Here is a 24,539-nt window from a genome sequence, read left to right as displayed (position 1 = left end):
GGCAGCCATGACTTCGACAGACAGGCAGGTGTCCCGATGACGCAGGCGCGGCTTTCCGACCATGCCTATGCCGGCATTGTCGAGATCATCAAGGCGGAAGGTCTGGAGGTCGGTGAACGCCTGCCCTCCGAATCGCGGCTGGCGGAGATGTTCGGCGTCTCCCGCGCCATCGTGCGGGAAGCTTTGGTGCGGCTGGCGTCGGACGGCATAACGGAGGCGCGGCGGGGCGCCGGCTCCTTCGTCAAGAGCCGCCCGTCGGAACGGCTGACGGCCTTCATGCCGCTCAGCGAACTGCCGACGACGCTCGGCAGCTATGAGGTGCGCTTCGTGCTGGAGGCGGAGGCCGCGCGCCTCGCCGCCACCCGGCGGACGGGGCATGAAATGGCGCATATCGAAGAAGGGCTGGCGCTGTTGAGCCAGGCCCTGCTGTCCAGCGAGCCCGCCCATGCCGAGGATATGGAACTGCACCGCCGCATTGCGGAAGCGACCGGCAATCCGGCCTTCGTCATCACCTTCGATGCGCTATATGGCGATGTAGAGAAGATCATGCGGGCGGGCGTCGACATCTCCCGCTCCCGCCCGCCGGAGGTGATCGCGACCATGCTGCGCGAGCATGAGCTGATCGTCGACGCGATCCGCGCCCAGGACCCGGAGGGCGCCGCGCTCGCGATGCGCTGGCATTTGTGGGAAGGACGCCGCCGCCTGATGCCGTGAAGGCAATCAGCGCAGCCAGTCCAGCGTCAGATCGCGCAGCGCGCCGGGCGGCGTGTCGGTGGTCAGGATCATCGCGCCCTCGTCCGGCTGCGGCCGTTCCAGCGTCGCCAACTGGCTGTCCAGCAGGCTGGCGGGCATATAATGGCCGGGGCGGTTGCAAAGGCGCGCCAGCAACTGGTCCCGGCTGTTTTCCAGCAGGACAAAACGCACAGGCGCGCCGATCGCCGTGCGCAGCCGGTCGCGATAGCTTCTGCGCAGCGCCGAGCAGGCAAGGACCGCCGCGCCGTTCGCCGCTATCGCATCCGCCGCCGCTTGCCCCAGACGGTCGAGCCAGGGCCAGCGATCCTCGTCGGTCAGCGCCCGCCCGCCGCGCATCTTCTCCACCGCATCGGTCGAGTGGAAACTGTCGCCCTCCAGAAAGGGACAGGCCAGCGCTTCGGCCAGCAGGGCGCCCAGCGTCGACTTGCCGCAGCCGCTGACGCCCATGACGATGACGGCGAGCGGCAAGGAGGGGGCAGGATCGGCGGATGATGGCAAAATGGCGTCCCTGGCAGGCGGGCGATGGCGCCCTGATGACGCACCGCCCCGATGTCCCTTCGCTATAGCTTTGCCGGCAGAGGCATGAAAACTACGACCTTTGTCGCAAGTGCCAAGCGCCGGCCCCGGCCTTAGCCATGGGTCGAGGCGACAACTATCTCGGGAGACGGTGATGATCGGACGCGCCATGATGGCGGCTCTGCTGGCGGCGACGGCCCTGGCGGGGGCCGAACAGGCACAGGCGGAGCAGGCATCCTCCGCGGGCCGCTCGGTCTTCCCCCTTGCCCCCGACGAACCCGATGCCGTCACCGTCAGGGCGAAGGGCGACGGCCGCGCGGACGACAGCGCGGCGATCCAGCAGGCGCTCGACAAGGCGCGGGACAGGACCGGCCATGGCATCGTCTTCCTGCCGTCCGGCACCTATCGCATCACGCGCACGCTGGTGATCCCGGCGGGCGTGCGCGTCTATGGCGTGGGGCCGACGCGCCCCGTGATCCTGCTGGGCGCCAATACGCCCGGGTTCCAGCAGGGCGTGTCGACCATGATCGTCTTCGGCGGCGGCGACCAGTATAATGTCGGCCAGGTGCCCGTGCCGGTGCCGACCGTCGTCCCGCGCGAAAAGGTGGTGCGCGACGCCAATTCAGGCACTTTCTATTCCTCGATGAGCAATGTCGACATAGAGATCGCGCCGGGCAATCCGGCGGCGGCGGGCGTGCGCTTCCGCATGGCGCAGCATGCCTTCCTCAGCCATATGGAATTCCGCCTCGGCACCGCCTTTGCGGGCGTCTATCAGGCGGGCAACGTCATCGAAAATGTCCATTTCCAGGGCGGCCGCTATGGCATCGTGACGGAAAAGACCTCGCCCGCCTGGCAGTTCACCCTGCTCGATTCCACCTTCGACGGCCAGCGCGACGCCGCCATCCGGGAACATGAGGTGGACCTGACGCTGGTCAATGTCGCGATCCGCAACACGCCCGTCGGGATCGAGATCGACCGGGGCTATGGCGACAGCCTGTGGGGCAAGGATGTCCGATTCGAAAATGTGTCGAAGGCGGGCGTCATCATCTCCAATGAGAAGAATGTCTTCACCCAGGTCGGCTTCGAAAACGCGCTGGCGGTGAACAGCCCGGTCTTCGCGCGCTTCCGCGACAGCGGGCAGGCGGTGAACGGCAAGGGCAGGGCCTATAGGGTGGCGTCCTTCTCCTACGGCCTCGCCGTGCCCACGCTCGGACGGACGGGCGAGTACAGGACGGAAGCGGAGGTGGAGGCGCTGCCCGCCATGCCCGCGCCCAGGACGCCCGCCATCCGCGACCTTCCGGATATGGCGCAATGGGTCAACGTCCGCACGCTGGGCGCGATGGGCGACGGCAGGGCGGACGACACCGCCGCGATCCAGAAGGCGATCGACAGCCACCGCATCCTCTATTTCCCGACCGGCTTCTACAAGGTCACCGACCGGTTGAAACTGCGCCCGGACAGCGTGCTGATCGGCTTGCACCCGGCGGTCACGCAGCTTTATATTCCGGACAACAATCCCGGACATGCCGGCCTCGGCACGGTGCTCCCCATATTGGAAAGCCCCAGGGGCGGCGACAATATCCTGTCCGGCCTCGGCCTCTTCACCGGCCGCGTGAACCCGCGCGCCTCCGCGCTGCTGTGGCGCTCGGGCGAGAACAGCCTGGTGGACGACGTCAAGATCATGGGCGGCGGCGGCACCCCCACCGCAGACGGCACGACGCTCGGCAGCCTGCGGGTCCACACCGGCGATCCCGTCACGGACGACCGGCTGGACGCGCAATATCCCAGCATCTGGGTCACGGACGGGGGCGGCGGCACCTTCGTCGATGTGTGGAGCCCCAACAGCTTCGCGCAGGCGGGTTTCTATGTCACGGACACCCGCACGCCGGGCCATGTCTATGAAATGTCGGTCGAACATCATGCCCGCAATGAATTCGTGCTCGACAATGTGCATAATTGGGAGTTCCTGGCGCCCCAGACCGAACAGGAAGTGGGCGACGGGCCCGACGCCATCTCGCTCGACATCCGCAATTCCAGCAACCTGCTGTTCGCCAATTATCATGGCTATCGGGTCACGCGCACCTATGCGCCGGAGGAAAGCGCGGTGAAGCTCGCCAATTCGGGCGACATCCGCTTCCGCAACGTCCACATCAACGCCGAAAGCGGCTATGCCACCTGCGACGACGAAGGCTGCGGCACCTTCCTGCGGGCGAGCAAATATCCGTTCGACAATGCGATAGAGGATGTGACTCGCAAGCTGTTCGTGCGGGAAAGGGAGTTTGCGAAGCTCGACATCGGACCGGCGGGCAGCACCATCCCCGCCCCGCCGCCCGGCGGCACGAAGGTCGATAAGCTGGAGGACGGCTTCTGGTCGATCTCCGGCGCGGCGGTGGACCCGCAGGGCGCGCTCTATTTCATCGACCGCCGGTTCCAGCGCATCCACCGCTGGAGCGAGGACAAGGGGCTGGAGATCGTGCGCGACCATGCGCTCGACCCGGTGAACCTTGCCATCGACGCATCGGGCCATGTGATGGTGCTGTCCTCCCTGGGGCCGAAGGCGGGCGTCTATTCCTTCGATCCGGCGGGGCCGAAGGATGCGATGACGCCGATCCGGCCCACTCCGGTGCGCAACGCCGCCGCCGCCCGGACATTGCTGCCGGTCAACTGGTGGAACAATGGCGAGTTTCGCGACCAGCTCGACTTCGGGACCTATCGGTTCACCACATTGGCGGAGATGTTCGCACGCGACGTGGGAACGCCCAAGGCGCAGGAATATCTGTCACCGGACGGCAGCCTGTCGCTGCCCGCCTTCCGCACCTGGCAGCAGGGGCCGGTCGACCATAGCGGCTGGCGCTGGTCCGACAGCCTCAACGCTTATGGTTTCGTGTCGGGCGAGCCGGGCGAGCGCCTGTTCGTCACCAATGCGTCGGAAAATGTCACCTATAGCGGCACGGTGGGCGCGGGCGGCGCGCTGACCGATCTTCGCCGCTTCGCCAATCGCGGCGGGGAAAGCGTGGCCGTGGACGGCCGGGGCCGCGTCTATGTCGCGAACGGGCAGATCTTCGTCTATGGGCCGGACGGCAGGGAAAGCGGCCGGATCGACGTGCCCGATCGTCCGTTGCAGATCCTGTTCGGGGGCCCGGACAGGCGCACGCTGTTCATCCTGACGCACCACGCCCTCTACGCGGCGAAGCCGTAGGAAAACGCCGCCACGGCGCGCCTACGACCTATGTCGTAAGTGCGGCGCGGCGGGCCGGGGGCTAATCTTTGCGGCATCGCCGGGCATGGGCGCAGCCGGCCGGCAACGGGCGGCCAGATATAAAAGGGGAAGGATCAATGAAAGTGACGATCGCAATCCATCGACATCTGGCCGGCGTCAGCCTCGCGGCGGTGGCGAGCATGGCTCTGGCCGGCGCGGTCCGGGCCCAGGACGCGGCCACGCCCCCGACGGCCGCGCCCCAGGCGCAGACGGAGGATGCGGGCGCGGCGCGCAATGCCGACATCGTCGTCACCGGGTCGCGCATCACGACCAGCGGCTTCAACGCGCCCACGCCAACCACGGTGATCGGTGAGGAGCAGATCGCCAACAATGCGCAGCCCAATATCTTCAACACCGTCGCCCAATTGCCTTCGTTGCAGGGATCGACCGGCGCGTCGACCGGCACCTTCAGCACGTCGAGCGGCCAGCAGGGCCTCAGCTCCTTCTCCCTGCGCGGCCTGGGCCCGATCCGCACCCTGACCTTGCTCGACGGCCAGCGCGTCGTCGGCGCGAACGTCACCGGCGTTCCCGACATCAGCATGTTCCCGCAGCTTCTGGTGAAGCGCGTCGACGTGGTGACGGGGGGCGCGTCGGCCTCCTACGGCTCCGATGCGGTCGGCGGCGTCGTCAACTTCATCACCGACACCCGTTTCGAAGGGTTCAAGGGCAATATCCTTGGCAGCATCACCAAATATGGCGACGATGAAACCGCGCTGGTGCAGGCGGCCTGGGGCAAGTCCTTCCTCGACGATCGCCTGCATGTCGTGCTGAGCGGCGAATATGACCATGAAGGCGGCGTGGGCGCCGGCGACTTCGGCACGGACCTCGCCGGCAGCCGCGACTGGTACCGCGCGACGACGCTGATGAACACCGGCCAGCTCAACAACGGCCTGCCGCAGTTCAACTATCGCGACTATGCACAGCCCTATCAATATGCGCGCTACGGCCTCATCAACAACGGCCCGTTGCAGGGCATCGCCTTCGACCGGAACGGCACGCCCTATAATTTCAACTATGGTTCGGGCGGCCAGCCGCTCGGCAACGGCCAGGTCAGCAACTGCTTCCGCGGCAACAGCTTCTGCCAGGGCGGCGACCTGTCGGGCGCGCCGGGTTCGGGCGCCTCTCTGAAATCGGCGCTGGAGCGCATCAACGGCTACACCCGGATCGGCTACGACTTCGCCGACGACAATGAAGCCTATGTGACGGTCAATGTCGCGCAGGTGAAGACCAGCAACCAGCCCAGCCCCGGCTATAACCGGCCCAGCCTGACCGTCCAGTGCGCCAACCCGTTCCTGCCGCAACTGGTGCGCGACCGCTGCGCCACGGCGGGCATCACGGAATTCAGCTTCGGCAGCAGCAACGGCGCCTTCCCCGATCCCCGGGTGCACACCGACCGCAGGCAATATCGCTTCGTCGGCGGGCTGAAGGGCAAGATCGGCGTCGGCGGAACGGACTGGAACTATGACGCCTATTATGAACATGGCATCACCATTTCCGACATCAGGGTGCGGGACATCGTCCTCCAGAACCGCTATGTCGCCGCAACCAATGCGATCACGCTCAACGGCGCCGTCGTCTGCGCCGATCCGGCGGCGCGGGCGGCGGGTTGCCAGCCGATCAACATCTTCGGCGGCTTCACCCCTTCGGATGCGGCGCTGGCCTATGTCGCGCCGCATGAGAACGGACCGTTCCAGCATACGAAGCTGACGCAGGACGTCGCCAGCCTCAACTTCTCGGGCAATCCGTTCGAACTGTGGGCTGGGCCGGTCTCGGTCGCGTTCGGCGGCGAATATCGCCGCGAATTCTATCGCGTGAACGCCGATCCCTATGGCGCGGGCGTTTCGCCGCTCAGCCCCAACAGCCCCGACTATCCGGCCGATCCGCTGCTCAATTCGACGCTGGGCAGCAACTGGGCGGCCGGCAACTACAAGAACGGGCGCGGCAAATATGAAGTGTGGGAAGGCTATCTCGAAGTCGACCTGCCGCTGATCGACAGCGACGCCATGGGCCGCGCGAACCTCAACGGCGCGGCGCGCGTCACCAACTACAGCACGTCGGGCACGGTCTGGACGTGGAAGGTCGGCGGCACCTGGGACACGCCGCTCGACGGCATCCGCCTGCGCGCCGTGACCTCGCGCGACGTGCGCGCGCCGAACCTGTCGGAACTTTTCGCGGCGCCCACGGTGACGACGCTGCCCAACTTCAACGATCCCTTCCGCAACCAGGCGGTGCAGGTGTTCCAGAACACCATCGGCAACACCAATCTGAAGCCGGAAGTGGCCCGCAACACCGAACTCGGCATCGTGCTGGCGCGGCCGTCATGGCTTCCCGGCCTCAGCCTCTCCTTCGACTATTACAACATCAAGCTCAGCGGCGTGGTCTCCACCCTGTCGGCGGACCAGATCGTCCGCTTCTGCTTCGAGGGCAACCAGGCCTTCTGCGGCGGCTTCCAGCTCGACGGGCCGCAGGGCACCAATTTCGTCAATGTCCAGCCCTTCAACCTCGCTTCCTGGAAGACCAGCGGCTTCGACATAGAGGCAAGCTATCAGTGGCAGCAGCCGCTGGGCCTGCCGGGCAGCTTCACCGTCCGGGCGCTGGGCACGCATATCCGCAAGTTCATCGTCAATGCGGGCATTGCGGGCGTCGACCCGGTCGATCAGGCGGGCGCCAACAACGGCAATACGCCGGACTGGAAATGGCTGGCGGTCCAGACCTACGACAGCGGCCGGTTCAGCTTCACGGTGCAGGAACGCTGGATCAGCGACGGCACCTTCGGCAATCAATATGTCGTCTGCCAGTCGTCCTGCCCGGCCTCGACCACGAACCACCCGACCATCGACTATAACCGGATGAAGGGCGCCTTCTACGTCGACATCGGCGCGACCTTCAAGTTCGGCGAAAACCTGTCGATCTACGGCAAGGTGGACAATCTGTTCGACAAGGACCCGGTCGCCGCGCCGCAGACCAACACCGGCCTGGACATCAACCCGGCGCTCTACGACACGCTGGGCCGCATCTACCGCGCGGGGGTTCGCTTCAACTTCTGATCTGCCACTCTCTCCCCCACCTCGTCCCGGCCTTCACCGGCCGGGACTTCTTGTAACTGGAGTATGTCGATGGTTCGTGGATTGAGCGGGGCCTGCGCGTCGGTGCTGCTGTTGCTGGCGGCGGCTGTACCCGCTCACGCTTCTCCATCCGTCTATACCGTTGCGCCCGACGAGCCGCGCGCCGTCACCGTCAAGGGCGCGGGGGACGGCCGGGCGGACGACAGCGCGGCGATCCAGCGCGCCATCGACGCGGCGGCGGAAAAGGGCGGCGGCGGCATCGTCTTCCTGCCGGCCGGCACCTATCGCATCAGCCGGACGATCTTCCTCTGGCCGGGCGTCCGCATCTTCGGCATCGGGGAAAGGCGCCCGGTCATCCTGCTCGGCCGGAACACGCCGGGCTTCCAGCGCGGCGTCGCCCATATGCTGATGTTCACCGGCAGCAAGCGCCAGACCGACCGGGACACGCCGCCCGCCGCCTTCCCCCCGGCGGGCAGCGTGCCGTTCAACAGGACCATCGCGGACGCCAATCCCGGCACCTTCTATTCTGCGCTCGGCAATATCGACTTCCGCATCATGGACGGCAATCCGGCGGCCACCGCGATCCGCTTCCACTCCGCCCAGCACAGCTTCGTCAGCCATGCCGATTTCGACATCGGCTCGGGCCTCGCCGGCCTCTACCATGTGGCGAATGAAGCGGAAGACCTGCATTTCCGGGGCGGGCGCTACGGCATCCTCGCGGAAAAGCCGTCCCCCGCCTGGGGCTTCGCGCTGGTCGACGCGACGTTCGAGGGACAGCGCGACGCCGCCATCCGCGAGCATGAGGCCGGCCTGACGATGGTCAACGTCGCCTTCCGCAACGTGCCGGTCGGGATAGAGATCGACCGGGGCTATGGCGACTGGCTCTGGGGCCAGGACCTCCGGTTCGAGAATGTGGCCAAGGCGGGCGTCGTCATCTCGAACGAGAAGAATGTCTATACCCAGATCGGCTTCCAGAATGTGCTGGCGGCCAACACCCCCACCTTCGCCCGTTTCCGCGAAAGCGGCCGCACCGTCGCTGGCAGGGGGCAGAACTACAGGATCGCCTCCTTCACCCACGGCCTGACGCTGCCGGGCGTCGGCCGCATGGGCGAGTACCGGACGGACATGCAGGCGGAAGCCATGGGCGCGCTGCCGGCCCCGTCCGCTCCCGCCATCCGCCCCTTGCCGCCCGTCCCGGAATGGGTGAACGCCCGCACGCTCGGCGCCAAGGGCGACGACAGGACCGACGACACCGCCGCCATCCAGAAGGCGATCGACAGCCACCGCGTCGTCTATCTGCCCGCCGGCTTCTATCATGTCAGCGACACGCTGCGCCTGCGTCCCGATACGGTGCTGCTGGGCCTGCACCCCAGCCTGACGCAGATCGTGCTGCCCGACGGCGCGCCCGGCTGGGCAGGGGTGGGCGCGCCCAAGGCGCTGGTGGAAAGCGCGAAGGGCGGCGATGCGATCGTCGCGGGCCTCGGCCTCAACACCAACGGCGCCAATCCGCGCGCCACGGCGCTGCTGTGGAAGGCCGGCGCCCACTCCATGGTCAACGACGTCAAGTTCCAGGGTGGCCACGGCACCGACCGCTTCGACGGCAGCCGGGTCAATCCCTACAACAACAATGCCACCGGCGATCCCGATTCCGCCCGACGCTGGGCCGGCCAATATGCCAGCCTCTGGGTGACGCAGGGCGGCGGCGGCACCTTCGCCAATATCTGGAGCCCCAGCACCTTCGGCCATCCCGGCATCCTGATCTCCGACACGGAAACGCCCGGCCGCCTCATCCAGGCGTCGGTCGAGCATCATGTCCGCACGGAAATCGGCCTGAACCGCGTCGCCAACTGGGAACTGCTCGCGCCGCAGACGGAGGGTGAAGCGGGAGAGAGCGGCGACGCCGTGGCGCTGGAAATCAGGGACTCGCGCAACATATTGGTCGCCAATTTCCACGGCTATCGCGTCACCCGCACCAAGGAGCCCGCACCCGCCGCCATTACCCTCTATAATTCCCATGACATCCGTTTCCGCAACGTCCATGTGAATGGCGAAAGCGGCCTTGGCACCTGCGACGAAAATGGCTGCGCGACCTTCCTGCGGCTCACCAAATTCCCGTTCGAAAACGCCATTCGCGACGTCACCCATGGGCTGGACGTTCGCGAACGGGAGTTCGCCGTGCTGGACGTCCCCGCCCGGCCGGAGCCGGTGAAGCCCGCCAGCTTCCTGGGCGGCAGGGTGGAGAAACTGGCAGACGGCTTCCATTCGGCGGGCGGCGGCGCGGTGGATGCGCAGGGCCGGCTCTATTTCATCGATCGCCGCTTCCAGCGCATCTGGCGCTGGTCGGACGAAGGCCGGCTGGAGATGGTGCGCGACGCCTCGCTCGATCCGGTCAACCTCAGCATCGACCGTTCCGGCAATCTGCTCGTCCTCTCCTCCTACGGGCGCAACGGCACGGTCTACAGCGTCAGGCCCGGCGCGCCCGACGGCGAGATCAGCGTCATTCCGGCAACGCCCGTCGCGCCCCACGCGGGCAGGGCCACGGTGCTGCCGGTCAACTGGTGGAACAATGGCGAGTTCAGGGACCAGATCGATCCCAGGACCTACGAATTCACGACGCTTGCCCAGATGTTCGCCCGCGACATGGCGGCGCCCAAGGCGCAGGAATATGTCTCGCCCGACGGCAGCATCGCCCTGCCTGCCTTCCGCACCTTCGCGCAGGGTCCGGCCGACCATCGCGGCCTGCGCTTCTCCGATTCGCTCGACAGCTATGGTTTCATCCAGGGGGAGCCGGGCAGGCGCGTCTTCCTCACCAATGGTTCGGAAAACCGCACCTACAGCGGCCTGGTGGGCGCGGGCGGCGCGATCACCGACCTCAGGCCGTTCGCGGATCGCGGTGGGGAGGGGGTCGCGGTGGACCCGCAGGGCCGGGTCTATGTCGCGAACGGGCAGGTCTTCGTCTATGCGCCCGACGGCAGGGAGGTCGGCCGCATCGACGTGCCGGAACGGCCCTTGCAACTGCTCTTCGGCGGGGAAGGCGGCCGAACCCTCTTCATCCTGTCGCACCACGGCCTCTATGCGGTGAAGCCGGGGCGCGGGGGCTAAGCTCCGGACCGCCGCCACCGTGGAGCCGCGCGAAGCTGCCGGGCGGACAGCCCAGCCGCTTGCGGAACGCGGTGCTGAAGGCGCTGGCGGAATCATAGCCGATTTCCTCCGCGATCCGGCCCAGGGACCTGTCGCCCCGCAGCAAGGCGTGTTTGGCGATCGCCATGCGCCAGCGCGCAAGATATTCGATCGGGCCGCAACCCAGCGCCTCACCGAAGCGCGCGGCGAAGGCGGAACGCGACATGCCCGCCACGCTTGCAAGCTGCGCGACGGTCCAGGGCGCGCGCACATCCTCATGCATGGCCCGCAGCGCGCGGGCCAGCGCGGGATCGCGCATCGCGCCCAGCAGGCCCCGATGGTCCGCTTCCCCACCGCCCGGCCGCCAGCGAAGCGCCTCCACCAGCAGCATCTCCAGCAGGCGCCGGGTGATCAGTTCCTTGCCCGGATGGCTGGACAGGCATTCGTCGGCCAGCATCCCGATCAACTGGCCGAAGCGCGTGGCGCGGCCCTGCGCTGCCGGGATATGGATCAGATCGGGAAGCAATGACAGCAGAAGGGGGGCGTTGGCCCGCTCGAACGCGAAGCTGCCGCCCAATGCGATGAAGTCCGGATCGCCTGGCTGATCCCCGTGCCGCACCGCTTCGCCGCGGGGTTCCACCCAGGTGCAGGGAAGACCCGCTTCGCTGCTCAAGGAAAAGGGCGGGGTGGTCGGCATCAGCAGGAAGTCGCCCTGCGCCAGCCGAAGCGGTGCGCCCCCTTCGAAGGCGACCCAGGCTTCCCCCGCAAGGATGATCGTGAAGCCGGGCGCGTCATGCGCGCGATAGCGAACGCCCCACCGCCCGCGCCCCGTGATCGGCTTGGCGATGGCGGCGCTGGGTCCAAGCAAGGCGATGATGTCGCTAAGGGGATCCATGTTATGGACGATCCGTAATCTTATATGGATCATTGATTATAGATCGTCCGAAACGGTCCGTCTATCGGTCATGCATCGACATCGAGCGAGGCAGACGATGAGCAAGACGATCCTGATCACCGGCACTTCTTCGGGCTATGGCAAGGCCACGGCGCTTCATTTCCTCTCGCAGGGATGGAATGTCGTCGCAACCATGCGACGGCCCGACCCGGCCCTGTTCGGCGGCCATTCCGAACGCCTGCGCCTGCTGCCGCTGGACGTCACCAGCGAGGACAGCATAGCCGCGCTGGTCGCGGCCGCCGGCCGGGTCGACATAGTGGTCAACAATGCGGGGATAGGCGGCGTGGGCGCCTTCGAAGCCATGCCGATGAGTCTGGTCCGCCAGCTCTTCGAAACCAACAGCATCGGCACCATGGCGATGTGCCGCGCATTCATACCGCAGATGCGCGAGCGTGGATCGGGCATGATCGTCAACGTGACGTCCACCGTGGCGTTGGGAGCCTTTCCGCTCGCGGCGGCCTATAGCGCGACCAAGCATGCGATCGAGGGATTCACGGCTTCCCTCGCGCATGAACTCGCCTATTTCGGCGTTCAGGTGAAACTGGTCGAGCCGGGCTATGCGCCCACCACCCGCTTCGGCGCGAACGCCATCATCCCCGTGACCGACCTGCTGCCCGGCCGATATGCGGATTTCGCGCAACCGATCCTCGCGGCCTTCGCGTCGCCTGCCCTGACGACCAGAGAGAGCGACGTCGCGCAAGCCGTCTGGACCGCCGTTCATGACGGGACGGGTCAGCTCCGCTTTCCGGCGGGCGCCGACGCGGTGGCGCTGGCGGAGGGACGCTGATCCTGTTCCGGCGAACCCACGCCCCAGCTCAGCAACACCCCGCCCAAGATCATGGCCATGCCGGCAAGATGGTATCCGAACAGCGGTTCCCCAAGGATCAGGGCAGCCAGCACGGCCCCGAACAGCGGCAGCAGGCTGATCGTCTGTCCGGCGGCGCTGGCGCCCACATGGCTGACCGCGGCGTTGAACGACATATAGGCGATGATCGAGGGAAAGATCGCGACATAGGCGATGGCGGCCATCACGCTTCCGTTCCAGTGCATCCGCGCGATCGCCTGCGTCTCGCTCAACGCGCCCATGCCCATCGCCAGCGCGCCGATGGCGAAGGTCACGAACAGAAAGACCAGCGGGGCGATGGGCGGGCGCAGGCGCAGGCAGGCGGTATAGACCGCCCATGCGCCACAGCCGCATAGCACCAGCAGGTCTCCGATGCCCAGGCGCAGCCGCAGGATTTCGGACAGATCGCCCCTGAACACGATGAATGTCACGCCCAGCGTCGACAGCGCAATGCCCGCGACCCGGCGGAGGGGCGCTCTGTCGCCAAAGGCGATGCGGCTCACGATGACGACGAATGTCGGGATCAATCCCTGCAACAACAGGCTGTTGGCCGCCGTCGTGTGGCGAAGGCCCGAATAGAGGAAGCCGTTGAACGCAGCGACGCCGGCCAGCCCCAGGAACAGGATCGTGCGCCAATGGCGGCGGATCAGCGCGCGCTGGGCCATGACGGGACGCCACGCAAAGGGGGCCAGGATCAGCAGCGCCAGCATCCAGCGGCCGAAGGCCAGCGTCAGCGGCGGAATTTCGCCCCGTACCGCGCGGCCGACTATCGCATTGCCCGCCCAGAACGCCATGGTCATGCCCAACATGGCATAGGCCCGCACCTGCAAGTTCAAATCCTGCCGCCCTTTCCTTTGGAGCACGCCGCGTCAAATCGGACGCAGGTCGCGCGCTCCAGTTTTCCGTTGTCGCATCCTTTCAGGCCGAAAACCGGTTCCCACCCTTCGACAGGTTCAGGACAGGCTTTTCTGCACGACGCACGCCAACTTCGGTCAGCCGTTCCTTAGGCGGGCAGGGGCCGAGAGGCCAGCCTGCTTTCGCTCCTGTTTTTCGCGGCCGTCTGCTTCGGCTGGCGGCGGGGCAGCGGGCTATGCCAATATCTTGAACGGCTGCAACTGGGCGAACAATGCCTCGCGGCTCCTCACGCCGGTCTTGGAATAGATGCGGCGGATATGGGTTCTGACCGTTTCCAGGGATATTTCGAGATTTCCCGAAATCTGTTCGGCGTTCATCCCGCTCATCATGGCGCTCAATATCTTATACTCGCCATTGGTGAGCCGATAAATGTCCTTGACGTCGCCCGACACGATCGACTGGTCGATGAAATGTTTGGCGGAAAAGAACATGATGCCGATCTGCTCGCCCTGTTCTCCCCGCCCGCTTGCCCCGATCGGCCTTCCGCGAAGGATGAGATAATCGTCCGCAACGGGTAGAATGACCATGGAGGAAGATGCGTCGGACCCGGCATGGGCGGCGAACAGCTTGAGCCGTGCGTGGTTTTCCGGTTGCAGGGCGAAGAGGCGGCCGTCCTGTTCCTGCAATTCGGACGAATGCTGCAGCAGGGCTGTGGCGGCCCGATTCTGCCAATGCAGCCGCAAGGAGCGATCGATTATCGCGTGCGGAATGGGATCGGCGTCGACCCAGCTCGCAAAAATCGATTCCCCATCCGCGATGGAGCCTTCAGCCACACATACCCCCCGGCAGCAGCCTCTCAATCTTGATCTATATCGGTCGAATCGACAGCTATTACGTCGGATATAGAGAAATTGAATAAATTGTCCTTAACAAATTAACAGCCCTTTGTCCCGATCTCGTACATGATCGAGGCGATCTGGGTCGATCTGGCGGAAACTATGCCTTTCATCCGCCTGAATCCGCGACTTTGATGATCGAAGGGCAAGATGCGCTTGTTGCCTGTTAACCATTAAAGCGGCGTCATACCCAATATTGAGTATTAACTTTCGTTAGATATATATTAATACTTTCGACCAGCTCCAGGGGTGGGGAAAGAGAGTCGCGCGTCCTCCCTGAAGTTACGGTCCGGAGCAAACCCATTGGAGACGGGGGCGGTTCTGGCCGATTTTCGTAACAGATGGGGAAGTATTCCATGAAGAAGATGATCCTTGCCTCCGCGGCAGCAATGCTTGTCGCGAGTCCGGCCCTTGCGGCCAACTCGGCCACCGACCAGTTCCAGATCAATGCGCAGATCCCCGAAACCTGCACGATGCAGAACGTCAATGACGTGAACCTCGGCGCGCTGAACATTTCCACGACGGCCGGCAATGGCGCCCTGCTGCTCAGCAGCGATGCGACGCAGAACACCAACCAGTTCTGGGTGAGCTGCAACAAGCAGAACCAGATGACCCTGTCCGGTCCCGCGACGCTCCAGGGTTCGCGCGCCTTCCAGGCGGGCGTCGACGACGCCGGCTTCACCGACAAGCTGAACTACCGTGTCGAGGCTCTGAACTATTTCACGAGCGGTGCGCAGCCCAGCTTCTCCAGCGCGCAGGGTGCCCAGAACCAGACCAGCCGTGGTCCCGTTCACCGCCAGGTGCGGCTGGCTGCGAAGGTGCTGTCGTCCGAAAACACGCTGCGCCCGCTGGCCGGCAATTATACTGGCACCGTTACCGTCACCGTCCAGACTGCGCTCTGAGGCATGGCTTGGATCGGGATTCGCAGACGTTCCTGATCCCGTCGCCGCTCTGACGCGCAATCCATTTCAAGATTCAAGGAAATCCTTATGAAGAAGCTCCTTATGGCCGCCACGGCCGCAGCAGTCCTGATGGCCGGCACGCCCGCTTTCGCTGCCAACACCGACAGCGACACCTTCGACATCAACGCATCGGTCGCCAAGACCTGCACGATGGAGAATATCGGTGACATTCAGCTTGGCACCGTCAACGTCAACACCAACGCCGGCAGCACCGCGCTTTTCATCAACGACGTCGCCAGTAGCTCGACGAACTCCTTCTACGTGTCGTGCAACGACACGAACAGCATGACCATCTCGTCGGCCAATGCCGGTCGTCTGACCACCAGCACCCCGCTGACCGGCGCGGATGCGGGCTTCAAGAACACGATCAACTACTCGCTCGCCGCCGACAATTACCGTAATGGCGGCCTGCTGCAGCAGCCCGGTTTCCGCCGTTCGGCGCTGTTCGGCCTGGTCCAGCTCAACAACGGCGCCTCGCGCGGCGCGCTGCATCGCCAGGTCAAGTTCGACGCATTGGTCGATCCTCTGAACAACCTGGATGCTCGCCCCGTGGCTGGCACCTACACCGATACCGTGACGGTCACCGTCACCGCGAGCTGATCGCAGCATATCACGGGAATTGGGGGAGTCGTTCATGGCTTCCCCGATTTCCGCCGTTCATGATCGAGGGGGGAAGAGGACGATGTTCCTCAAATGGGTGAAATTCGTTCTGCCGCTGCTTCTGCTGACGGGCATGGCGACCGGCGCTCAGGCTGCGCGGGTCACGCCGATGTCGGTGGATCTGGAGCCGCAAGGTACGCGGTCCACGGCGCGGATCGAGGTCGCCAATAATGAAGACCGCCAGTTGCCGATGGAAGTGCGCATGTATCGCGGCGTCATCGGGGAACGCGGCGAACTGACGCTGGAGCCCGCCGACGACCGGTTCATGGTCTTCCCGCCCCAGACGCTGATCGCGCCCAACGGCAAGCAGGTCTTCCGCATCCAATATCTGCCGGACGGCCCGCTGACGCAGTCGGAGGTCTATTATGCCGCCGTCAGCCAGATCCCGGTCCAGCTTCCCGCCGAACAGTCGCGCATCCAGGTCGTGATGCGCTTCAACGTGCTCGTCAACGTCGTGCCCGACGGGACGACGCCCGATCCGGTGGTCGCCCAGATCGCACCGATTTCCCGGGAGGTCGAACTTGGTCCGGACGAAAAGGCGCCGGAGGACAAGGATGTTCGCAAGACCAGGACCGAAAACGGTCTGGAAGTGCGCATCGAGAACAAGGGCAATCGCTATTTCCCGGCCGGCCGGTCCGGTTGGACCATCAGCGGCGTCGATGGCGCGGGGAAGCCCTATAGCGCGGAATACAACGCCGCTCAGATGAGCGAAATGATCGGAATGGGAATCGTCGCCCCGGGTCGCGCCCGCGTCTTCTTCATCCCGACTCCGGAAAAGATGGCGGCTGGGGCGACGGTGACGCTGAAGCGCTGATCCATTGAACATGCCCGAGGGGGGGCAGGGTGAAACATCTACTCTTCAGCGTCGCCACAGGCGCATTGGTCGCATCGTCGACTATCGCGCTGGCGCAGGCGGCCGGGCAGCCAAGCGCAGGCGCGCAGCCCCCGGCTGCACCCGCACCGCCGGGTTCCGCGCCGCGCCCTGCGGACAAGGGCCTTCAGATGACCCTGCCCCTTTTGCGGCAGGGCAATGTCTATGGTGACGTCTCTGCGACGGTCTATATGGACGGCACAGTTCTTTTCGACCGCCAGTCCCTGATCGAGCATATCGCACCCCTGCTGTCGGAAAGCGGACGGATCAAATTCGCCGCCGTCTTGCCCGGCACGCCTTCCGTGTCGGTCGCGGACGCGGAAAGAGCGGGCGTCACCCTCATCTACGATTCGTCCGAATTGCAGGTGCGCGTGGATCGCATCGACGGGACCATGGTCGCTGCCCAGGCCTTGGGGGAGGCCGTGCGTTTCTCGCTCCCCGCGACGACGCTGGAGCCGGAGACGTTCAGCGCCTATCTGAACATGATCGGGGACATGCGGGTTACGGATTTCCGCGACTTCGAAAAGCCCGCGATGATCCTGCAGGGCGCCATGCGCTATCGCGGCGTCGTTCTGGAGTTCGACGGCGGTTACGACCAGGCGCTGACGGGCGGAGGCGGCTTCTACCGGCGTCAGGCGCGGCTGGTCTATGACGAATATCAGAAGCAGCGGCGCTGGACGGCGGGCGACCTTCAGCTCAACGGCCTGTCGATCACTTCCGGCACGCTGCTGGGCGGCATCGCTGTCGAAAAGGGCAGGCGGACCTTCACTGGCAGCACGCCGCTCGTCCAGCTTGGCGGGCAACAGGTTCTGCTGGACCGCGATTCGACCGTCGATGTGATCGTCGACGGCCAGCAGGTGGAGCGGTTCCAGCTCAATTCGGGCACTTACGACCTCTCCCGGCTCCAGGCCCAATATGGCGGCCGCAATGCCCAGCTGTATGTCACCGATGTCAGCGGGCGGCGGCAGATCACATCCTTCGACTCCTATTTCAACCCGTCCGATCTGGTGGCGGGCGAAACCGAATATGGCGCCGCACTCGGCTTCGTGCCGACCGACTTCCGCGCTCAGCCGATCTATGGTCATTCTCCCGCGCTGTCGGCCTATTATCGCCGGGGCATCAGCAACCGGCTGCTGCTCGGCGGCGCGGTGCAGGCGGGGGATGATGTGCAATTGGGCGCAATCGAGATAATTTCCACGCCGCGCACCATCCCTGGCCGCTTCGAATTCTCCAGCGCCATCAGCACGGGGCGGGGCACCGGCTATTCGCTGCGCGGCGCCTATTCGCTGCAATTCGGCTATGGCATCCAGGGCAAGCAATTGTCCGTCAGCGCCGATTATCGCAGCAGGAATTTCTCGACCCTGTCCGACGCCATCGGTTTCGGGCGCTTCCGAACCTTCACGCTGACCGCCAATTACGGCCAGCAACTCAGCGAGCGCACCAGCCTGGTCGTCGGCGGCAACTGGTTCGAGCGGGAGGGGTTGAGGGGAACCAAGCTCGCCTTCGTCGATGTCATGCACCGGGCGTCTCGCTTCCGGCTGACCGGTGGCGTGGAATATGGCAAGGACGTGTTCGGACGCAGTTTCGGCGCGCGCATCGCGCTGGTCGTGCCCTTCGGCCAGAAGACGCGGGCGGAGGCAGGTTATAACAGCCGCCGGGACGATGCGCGTCTCACCCTGACGCGCAGCTATGACGATACGGTCGGGTCCTTCGGGTACGACATCGCGGCGCGCAATTCGGACGGCATGGCTTCGGTCGACGGGTCGGCGACCTATATCGGCAACCGCTTCTATTCGCGCTTCACTACCATCTCTTCGGGCAATGGTTTCTCGCGCATCGACGACCGGCAGGACAGCCGCCTTCAGATCGGTACCTCGATCGCCATGGCGGGGAACAGCATCGCCGTCGGGCGGCCGGTTTCCGACAGCTTCCTTGTCGCGAAGGCGCATGAGGCGCTCAAGGACAAGCAGGTCGTGGTGGGACAGTCGGTGGACGACGGCAAGGTGGAGGCGCAAAGCGGCACCTGGGGTCCGGCCATGGACGGGCGGCTCAACAGCTATAACCGTCAGAGCATTCAATATGACCTGAAGAACGGGACGGAGGGCTATGACATCGGCACGGGCGTGCACACCGTCAATCCGCCCTATAAGAGCGGTTACAAGCTTGTCGTCGGCAGCGACGCCAACATCAGCGCCTACGGCTTCCTCTATTATCAGGGGGAGAAGGTCAGCCTGCTGGGCGGCACCATTTCGGCGGTGGACGATCCGGACTTCGAGCCGCAACCCTTCTTCACCAATTCGGCCGGCCGTTTCGCCACGCAGGGCCTTCGTCCCGGCAAGAGCTATCGCGTGGAACTGCGCAATCCGGACATGATGTTCACGATTCATGTCCCCGCCGACACGAAATCCTTGCTACAACTGGGCGATGTGACGGCCCGCCCCGCCACCGGGACACAGGAGTGAATATGATGCGCCGATTTTGCCGCTGCCTGGGTTTCGCATCGCTCGTCATGCCGGCCCATGCCTGGGCGGAATGCCAGCCCTCCTTCATCGAGGGGCCTCGCGAGGTCCGCCTTGCCGCCGGCGACGGCATGGACCAGCGGCAGTTGACCGAACCTTTCCGCATCATGATACGCAATGACGGCGACAGTGAATGCCGCCTGCGGCTTCGGGTGACGCGGGATCTGGGCGCATCCGACGCCTCTTTCCCCAACTACACACTGAACGGCCCGGGCGGAAACATCGCCGTGACCTCCGCCTCGCCTGCGGATGTATCCAGCGGTGGCGGCGTCGTCATTCTGCAGCCGCATGCGCGCAGCCCGGTCGGCTATACCGTCAACGTGCCGGTGAACTGGGGCATGCGAAGCGGCGATTATCGCCAGCAGCTGATCTTTGCCCTGTCGGAAGACATCGGCAACACGCCGCTGGATACGGCGCAGGTTCGGTTGAAGCTGGAAATTCCGGCGACGGCGCGCATTCGCTTCGCCGGCGTCGGCGGGGAAGGGGGAGCGGCCCGGATCGACCTGGGCGAACTGTCCACCACCATGCCTACGGTGTCGCAGCCCTTTGCGGTGCGCGTGCTCAGCACATCCGGCTATCAGCTACGTTTCGCATCGCAATATGGCGGAATGCTTCGGCGGACCGATGGGCCGGACGTCATTCCCTACCGGCTGTTCGTGGATGGCCGCGCCTTCAACATGGCGACCGGCGATCAGATCAATGTCGGTGAGCATACCGGGTCGCAGGGCGACGTGCATGCGGTTTCCATCACCGTCGATCCGGACCCGACCTGGCATGCCGGCAAATATACCGACCGGGTGACCGTCGCCGTTACGCCGATCTGATTGCGGGGTTGCCCGGTCCCGGCCGGATCAGAAATAAGTGATGGTGAGATTGATCGCCAACGGCGATTGAAGCGCACTATATTGCACGCCGATCGGGCGCATGCCGAATTTGGCGCCGACACGGTTGGCAACCGGCGTCCAGCCCGATGCATTGAGCTGACGCGAAAGCCCGGCATAGCTGAACCGCACCTGCTCGTTCGGCGCCAGTTCGCGATAGGAAGCGACAACCTGAAAGCCGTCCGCACTGTTGCAAAGCTCCATCACGCTTCCCGACTGAAAGCCCGCACCCTCGCTTAGCTGAACGGGATCGCTGTCGATCTCGCAATAGGCCGGAACCACGGCCCTGACAGCGAAGGATCCCTTCGCGGTCTCGGCCGCGGTGGCGGGGTTGGCCAGCAGCAATGCCGACGAAAAGATGGTGGACGCAGCGCATAGTCGAACGAATGTCATATCCGGCCCTTTCGGTTGCCGTTCGTCTAACATCCGCGAATTAAGGAATGCTTGATGCATTATCCTTAACGAACCGTCTCCGACGGGCCGAAATATGGCCGAAATCGGCTGAACGAAGAGGGGAAGGGTTTGGAGACGTTCCCGCTCTCGCGTTCAGCCGAGCGAAAAGCGGGGAAGTATCCGGATTTCGCCAACGCAGTGTATCACTTCGGTTCCGGCAGTTCATCAGTCAAAAATGTAAACCATCCGTTACGGACTTTCGACCTTTTGGGTGATGCCCGATGGAGGGGCTATGCGCTGATCCAGTCCCTGCGCAGCGCCTTGCCCGCGAGCGCCATGAACAGTCCGGCCAGCAGGTAAAAGCCCAGCGCCGCGACGATCGCATAGCGCAGGGCTTCGTGGCCGAATTGCGGCGTCAGCGCATCCGACAGCGCGCCGACGCTCCAGCTGCCAAGGCCCAGGCCCACCAGATTGTTGATCAGCAGGAAGGTTGCCGATGCGCTCGCACGCATATGGGCGGGCACCAGATGCTGGACGGCGGTCAGCACCGGGCCCAGCCAGACATAGACCAGCGCCTGCGGGATTAGGAACAGGCAGAAGGCGAAGGCCACGCTGTCCGACAGCACGCCGATGACGAACAGCGGCATGCCGACGATATAGCTGGCGGCGGGAACCCAGGCATAGGCGGCCCTGTCGCGTCCGCCGAGCCGATCCCCCAGCCAGCCGCCCAGCAATACGCCCGCCACGCCGCCGGCCAGCAGCAGTGCGCCGAGAAACTGTCCCGCACCCATCAGATCGAGGCCGAAGCTGCGCATCAAAAGGCTGGGGAGCCAGAAGGCGACGCCATAGCCGCAAAGCGACGAGCAGGCCGCGCCCAGGGCAAGCAGCCAGAAGCTGCGCTTGGCCGCCAATATGCCGAAGACGGCGGAAACCGGTATAGCATCGGCCTGCATGTCGGGGCGAGCCGGCTCCCGGACGGTGAGGCGGAAGATGGGCGCGATGATCAGGCCGGCCAGGCCGACGACAATGAAGGCCGTGCGCCATTCGACCGTCTGCGCGATATAGCCGCCCAGCAGCACGCCGCCCGCCGAGCCGAGCGGAATGCCGAGCGAGTAGATGGAAAGGGCGCGGGCGCGCTGGCCTTGCGGGAAATAGTCGGAGACGACGGCATAGGATGGCGCGACGCCGCCTGCTTCCCCCACGCCGACCCCGATGCGGAACAGGAACATCTGCGCGAAACTGCCCGCCATGCCGCACAGCGCGGTGAAGCCGCTCCAGACCGCAAGGCTGGCGGTGATGACCCATGTGCGGCTGGTGCGGTCCGCCAGCAGCGCCAGCGGGATCGCCAGCGTCGAATAGAGCAGGGCGAAGGCGATGCCGCCCAGCGCGCCGAGCTGCGCGTCGCTAAGGCCCAGTTCCGCCTTGATCGGCCCGGCGAGGATACCAAGGATCTGCCGGTCGAGGAAGTTGAAGGTATAGACCAGCAGCAGCATGGCGAGGACGATCGCGCGATAGCCTTTGCCTGCCGTTTCCTGCGCGCGTCCGGTCATGCTGCCGCTGGTCCCTTGCAAATTAGAAGCGGAAGCCCGCCGTGATCGTCCAGGTGCGCGGGTCGCCATAATAGACAGTCTGGATGTTGCCCACGCTGGAAAATTCCTGCCCGTCGGTCTTGTACAATTCCTTGAAGGCATTCTTCACCGCGCCGCGCAGATAATATTTGCCCTCCGCGAAATCGGCCTGAACATAGGCGTTGGCGATGGTATAGCCGTCTTCCTGAAGGCCGGGGCGGTTGTCCACCGACAGCCACTGCTTGTCCACGAAGCGCATGTCCCCGCCCAAGGTCAGCGACGCGCTGCCCAAGGGAATGCTGTAGTCCGCCGCCAGCCGCACCGTCATGGGCGGCGCGAAGGGGGGCTTGCAGGTGATGGCGTTGCCGGTCGGATTGCAGGAGAAGGCGGGCGCGCGGCGGCCGTCGTTGAACTCCTTGTAATCGGCGTTGAGATAGCCGACAGAAGCCGCGACGTTCAGGTTGCGCATGGGTTTTACCGAAGCCTCGAACTCGACGCCCCAGATGCGCAGCTTGCCTGCGTTCACGACGGGGAAGGAGCCGCCCGCGATGCCGGTGGTGCCGCCGCCGACACGGGCCTGGAAGTCCTTGTAGTCGGAGTAGAAGGCGGCCGCGGACAGATTGACCCGCCCGCCCAGGAAGCTGCCCTTGGCGCCCGTCTCATAGCTCCAGACCGTCTCCGGCTTGAAATAGGGGATGATGGTGGTGACGCCGTCCACCACCTGCGTCACGTCGCCCAGCCCGTTGACGCGGCCGTTGAAGCCGCCCGACTTGAAGCCCTTGGAAACGGTCGCGTAGAGCAGCGTCTCGCGCGTCGGCTTGTAGGATAGGGTCGCCATCGGCGTCCACGCGTCGAAATCGACATGGTCTAGGTCATTATAGGGCGCCGGCAGGCTGCCGGGGAAGAGGAAGGGCGCTGTCTGCGCGCCGGCGAGCACCGTATAGGTGGACCGGTTATACTCCTTGCGTTCCTTCGTGTAGCGCAGGCCTGCCGTGATCGAGAGCTTCCGGGTCAGATCATAGGTCATCTGGCCGAAGGCGGCGTAGCTCTTCACATTCTGGTGATCGTCGATGAAGCGGGTGAAGGTCAGCGGCAGGATAAGGCCGGGAGCGGCCTGAAGCTGAAGATAATTGTCGTCATAGCTTTCCTGATGGGACCGGATCGTCTCATTCAGATAATAGAGCCCGAACACGCCCGACAACGGGCCGCTGTCATATTTGAGCTGCAGTTCCTGGCTGAACTGCTTCTGATGCACGCCGACGAAGGCGTCCGCCACTTCCAGTTCGGTGGCGTCGAAATCGATGTAATAATCCGGGCGCAGCTTGCGATAGCCGGTGATGGAGGTCAGCGTCACCGCGTCGTTCAGTTCGACATTGGCGGTGAAGGACAGGCCCCAATGGTCGAGCCGCTGGCCCTGGCCCGGCGCCAGGCTGGTCGACGCCTTGTAATCATATTTGCCATAGGGATAGGCGGGCTTCACCACCGGCACCCCGATCACCTGGAAGGCGGAATTGTAGAGCACGTTGGTGAGCGGCGCGGTGGCATAGCCCAGTGTCGGCGCCGTCCGCTGGCGGGTATAGTCGCCCGACAGGATCAGTTCCACCCGGTCGCTGGGTGTGGCGCGCAAAATGGCGCGGCCGGCCTTGGTGTCGCGATCATTATATTTGCGGCCGGTCAGAGGATCGGTGACAGTGCCGGCGCGCTTGTCATAGACGCCCGCGATGCTGAGGGCGAGCTTGTCCTGCACCAGCGGCGCGGAGACATAGCCGTTCGCCAGCCAGGTGTCGTAACTGCCATAGGTCAGGCTGCCCATTGCCTTGAAGTCGGTGGTGCTGGGCTTGCGGCTGACGATGTTGACCGCGCCGCCAATGGTGTTCTTGCCATAGAGCGTGCCCTGCGGGCCGCGCAGCACCTCCACCCGCTCGACGTCGAACAGGTTCACCAGCGCGCCCTGGATGCGGCTGAAATAGACGCCGTCGACATAGGTGCCGACTGCCGGATCGAAGGTCTGGAGCGCGTCGGGCTGGCCGATGCCGCGGATGAAGAAGTTGGAATTGGAGGTGGAGCCGCGTCCCTGCACCAGATTGACGTTCGGCACCGCCCCCTGAATGCCCGACATGTCGTTCGCCTGGAGCCGGGCGATGCTTTCCGACGAGATGGCGGTGACGGACACCGGCACGTCGAGGATATTCTCCTCCCGCCGGCGAGCGGTGACGATGATCTCGCTGCCGCTGTCGAATGCGGGCGTTTCATTTTGCGCGATGGCTGGAAGCGAAACGGCGCCGCCCCATGCTGCGGAGGCGAGCGCGGCGATACGCAGGGAATGGCGAGCCTTCATGGACGGTTCCTCTCCTGAAATACGCCCGGAAATCCGGGTCGCGGGACTGTTCCTGCGATTCGATAATGAAAGTTGAACCAACTT

Annotated in this window: 17 protein-coding genes; 10 read left to right on the top strand and 7 right to left on the bottom strand. The window is 64.9% G+C overall.

All coding sequences use genetic code 11. The features are described 5' to 3' along the window. Positions 1-36: 36 nt before the first annotated feature. Positions 37-714 carry a FadR/GntR family transcriptional regulator gene (locus EWH10_RS14810; protein WP_044661134.1) on the top strand — a complete coding sequence of 226 codons (678 nt, stop codon included), beginning with the start codon at positions 37-39 and terminating at the stop codon, positions 712-714. Between the two features lie 6 nt (positions 715-720). Here the strand turns inward: EWH10_RS14810 and EWH10_RS14805 are convergent, their stop codons facing one another. Continuing rightward, positions 721-1,251, bottom strand: a complete 531-nt coding sequence (locus tag EWH10_RS14805) for a gluconokinase (protein ID WP_025549225.1) — start codon at positions 1,249-1,251, stop codon at positions 721-723. A 172-nt stretch (positions 1,252-1,423) separates the two neighbouring features. Between EWH10_RS14805 and EWH10_RS14800 the strand changes: the two genes are divergently transcribed. The 3 genes from EWH10_RS14800 (at position 1,424) to EWH10_RS14790 (ending at position 10,695) form a co-directional block, all read left to right on the top strand. Then, positions 1,424-4,468 carry a glycosyl hydrolase family 28-related protein gene (locus EWH10_RS14800; protein ID WP_065846432.1) on the top strand — a complete coding sequence of 1,015 codons (3,045 nt, stop codon included), beginning with the start codon at positions 1,424-1,426 and terminating at the stop codon, positions 4,466-4,468. 137 nt (positions 4,469-4,605) lie between these two features. Next, complete coding sequence (locus EWH10_RS14795) at positions 4,606-7,575, top strand: TonB-dependent receptor plug domain-containing protein (RefSeq protein WP_044661135.1); 2,970 nt, start codon at positions 4,606-4,608, stop codon at positions 7,573-7,575. Between the two features lie 69 nt (positions 7,576-7,644). After that, a complete protein-coding gene (locus EWH10_RS14790; RefSeq protein ID WP_065846433.1) occupies positions 7,645-10,695 on the top strand; it encodes a glycosyl hydrolase family 28-related protein in 3,051 nt (1,016 codons plus the stop codon). On the opposite strand, the gene EWH10_RS14785 is transcribed toward EWH10_RS14790, so the two are convergent. Next, positions 10,643-11,608: an AraC family transcriptional regulator gene (locus tag EWH10_RS14785; RefSeq protein ID WP_044661137.1), complete on the bottom strand. Its 966-nt coding sequence runs from the start codon at positions 11,606-11,608 to the stop codon at positions 10,643-10,645. The two genes, EWH10_RS14790 and EWH10_RS14785, sit on opposite strands and share 53 nt — an antisense overlap. A gap of 97 nt (positions 11,609-11,705) precedes the next feature. Here EWH10_RS14785 and EWH10_RS14780 point away from each other — a divergent pair, with 97 nt between their 5' ends. Beyond that, the gene (locus EWH10_RS14780; protein WP_025549220.1) at positions 11,706-12,455 is read left to right on the top strand and encodes an SDR family oxidoreductase; all 750 of its coding nucleotides are present in this window, start codon (positions 11,706-11,708) and stop codon (positions 12,453-12,455) included. Here EWH10_RS14780 and EWH10_RS14775 read toward each other — a convergent pair. Both EWH10_RS14775 and EWH10_RS14770 read right to left on the bottom strand, forming a co-directional pair. Further along, complete coding sequence (locus EWH10_RS14775) at positions 12,401-13,348, bottom strand: DMT family transporter (RefSeq protein ID WP_229742664.1); 948 nt, start codon at positions 13,346-13,348, stop codon at positions 12,401-12,403. The two genes, EWH10_RS14780 and EWH10_RS14775, sit on opposite strands and share 55 nt — an antisense overlap. 252 nt (positions 13,349-13,600) lie before the next feature. Then, positions 13,601-14,200 (bottom strand): helix-turn-helix transcriptional regulator, encoded by a 600-nt coding sequence (locus EWH10_RS14770; RefSeq protein WP_025549219.1) that lies wholly within the window; start codon positions 14,198-14,200, stop codon positions 13,601-13,603. Positions 14,201-14,619: 419 nt separating this feature from the next. On the opposite strand from EWH10_RS14770, the gene EWH10_RS14765 reads away from it, so the two are divergent. From EWH10_RS14765 to EWH10_RS14745, 5 genes are all read left to right on the top strand, one after another. Then, positions 14,620-15,165: a spore coat protein U domain-containing protein gene (locus EWH10_RS14765; protein WP_044661138.1), complete on the top strand. Its 546-nt coding sequence runs from the start codon at positions 14,620-14,622 to the stop codon at positions 15,163-15,165. An 87-nt stretch (positions 15,166-15,252) separates the two neighbouring features. Then, the gene (locus EWH10_RS14760) at positions 15,253-15,825 is read left to right on the top strand and encodes a spore coat protein U domain-containing protein (RefSeq protein WP_025549217.1); all 573 of its coding nucleotides are present in this window, start codon (positions 15,253-15,255) and stop codon (positions 15,823-15,825) included. An 82-nt stretch (positions 15,826-15,907) separates the two neighbouring features. After that, positions 15,908-16,699: a fimbrial biogenesis chaperone gene (locus EWH10_RS14755; protein ID WP_025549215.1), complete on the top strand. Its 792-nt coding sequence runs from the start codon at positions 15,908-15,910 to the stop codon at positions 16,697-16,699. Positions 16,700-16,728: 29 nt separating this feature from the next. Continuing rightward, entirely contained in the window at positions 16,729-19,218 is a 2,490-nt protein-coding gene (locus tag EWH10_RS14750) for a fimbria/pilus outer membrane usher protein (protein WP_128830744.1), read from the top strand. 2 nt (positions 19,219-19,220) lie between these two features. Continuing rightward, a complete protein-coding gene (locus tag EWH10_RS14745) occupies positions 19,221-20,099 on the top strand; it encodes a hypothetical protein (RefSeq protein ID WP_037482525.1) in 879 nt (292 codons plus the stop codon). Between the two features lie 27 nt (positions 20,100-20,126). Here EWH10_RS14745 and EWH10_RS14740 read toward each other — a convergent pair whose 3' ends face one another. The 3 genes from EWH10_RS14740 to EWH10_RS14730 form a co-directional block, all read right to left on the bottom strand. Next, positions 20,127-20,609, bottom strand: coding sequence for a hypothetical protein (locus tag EWH10_RS14740; RefSeq protein WP_130030061.1), 483 nt, complete (start codon positions 20,607-20,609; stop codon positions 20,127-20,129). 230 nt (positions 20,610-20,839) lie between these two features. Continuing rightward, the gene (locus tag EWH10_RS14735; protein ID WP_044661139.1) at positions 20,840-22,099 is read right to left on the bottom strand and encodes a spinster family MFS transporter; all 1,260 of its coding nucleotides are present in this window, start codon (positions 22,097-22,099) and stop codon (positions 20,840-20,842) included. Between the two features lie 22 nt (positions 22,100-22,121). After that, on the bottom strand, positions 22,122-24,455 hold the full coding sequence (locus EWH10_RS14730) for a TonB-dependent receptor (RefSeq protein WP_025549209.1): 2,334 nt from the start codon (positions 24,453-24,455) through the stop codon (positions 22,122-22,124). Positions 24,456-24,539 lie beyond the last annotated feature (84 nt).

This window comes from Sphingobium fuliginis, from assembly GCF_004152845.1.
In the GTDB taxonomy this organism is placed as follows: domain Bacteria; phylum Pseudomonadota; class Alphaproteobacteria; order Sphingomonadales; family Sphingomonadaceae; genus Sphingobium; species Sphingobium fuliginis.
The sequence above is the reverse complement of the archived record's forward strand: the minus strand, read 5'-3'. Positions and strand labels throughout refer to the sequence as shown.

Bases quoted from the DNA above. Each gene is read 5' to 3' on its own strand.
- EWH10_RS14810 (WP_044661134.1), top strand. From the start codon at position 37: ATGACGCAGGCGCGGCTTTCCGACCATGCCTATGCCGGCATTGTCGAG.
- EWH10_RS14800 (WP_065846432.1), top strand. From the start codon at position 1,424: ATGATCGGACGCGCCATGATGGCGGCTCTGCTGGCGGCGACGGCCCTG.
- EWH10_RS14795 (WP_044661135.1), top strand. From the start codon at position 4,606: ATGAAAGTGACGATCGCAATCCATCGACATCTGGCCGGCGTCAGCCTC.
- EWH10_RS14790 (WP_065846433.1), top strand. From the start codon at position 7,645: ATGGTTCGTGGATTGAGCGGGGCCTGCGCGTCGGTGCTGCTGTTGCTG.
- EWH10_RS14785 (WP_044661137.1), bottom strand. From the start codon at position 11,608: ATGGATCCCCTTAGCGACATCATCGCCTTGCTTGGACCCAGCGCCGCC.
- EWH10_RS14780 (WP_025549220.1), top strand. From the start codon at position 11,706: ATGAGCAAGACGATCCTGATCACCGGCACTTCTTCGGGCTATGGCAAG.
- EWH10_RS14765 (WP_044661138.1), top strand. From the start codon at position 14,620: ATGAAGAAGATGATCCTTGCCTCCGCGGCAGCAATGCTTGTCGCGAGT.
- EWH10_RS14760 (WP_025549217.1), top strand. From the start codon at position 15,253: ATGAAGAAGCTCCTTATGGCCGCCACGGCCGCAGCAGTCCTGATGGCC.
- EWH10_RS14755 (WP_025549215.1), top strand. From the start codon at position 15,908: ATGTTCCTCAAATGGGTGAAATTCGTTCTGCCGCTGCTTCTGCTGACG.
- EWH10_RS14745 (WP_037482525.1), top strand. From the start codon at position 19,221: ATGATGCGCCGATTTTGCCGCTGCCTGGGTTTCGCATCGCTCGTCATG.
- EWH10_RS14740 (WP_130030061.1), bottom strand. From the start codon at position 20,609: ATGCATCAAGCATTCCTTAATTCGCGGATGTTAGACGAACGGCAACCG.
- EWH10_RS14735 (WP_044661139.1), bottom strand. From the start codon at position 22,099: ATGACCGGACGCGCGCAGGAAACGGCAGGCAAAGGCTATCGCGCGATC.
- EWH10_RS14730 (WP_025549209.1), bottom strand. From the start codon at position 24,455: ATGAAGGCTCGCCATTCCCTGCGTATCGCCGCGCTCGCCTCCGCAGCA.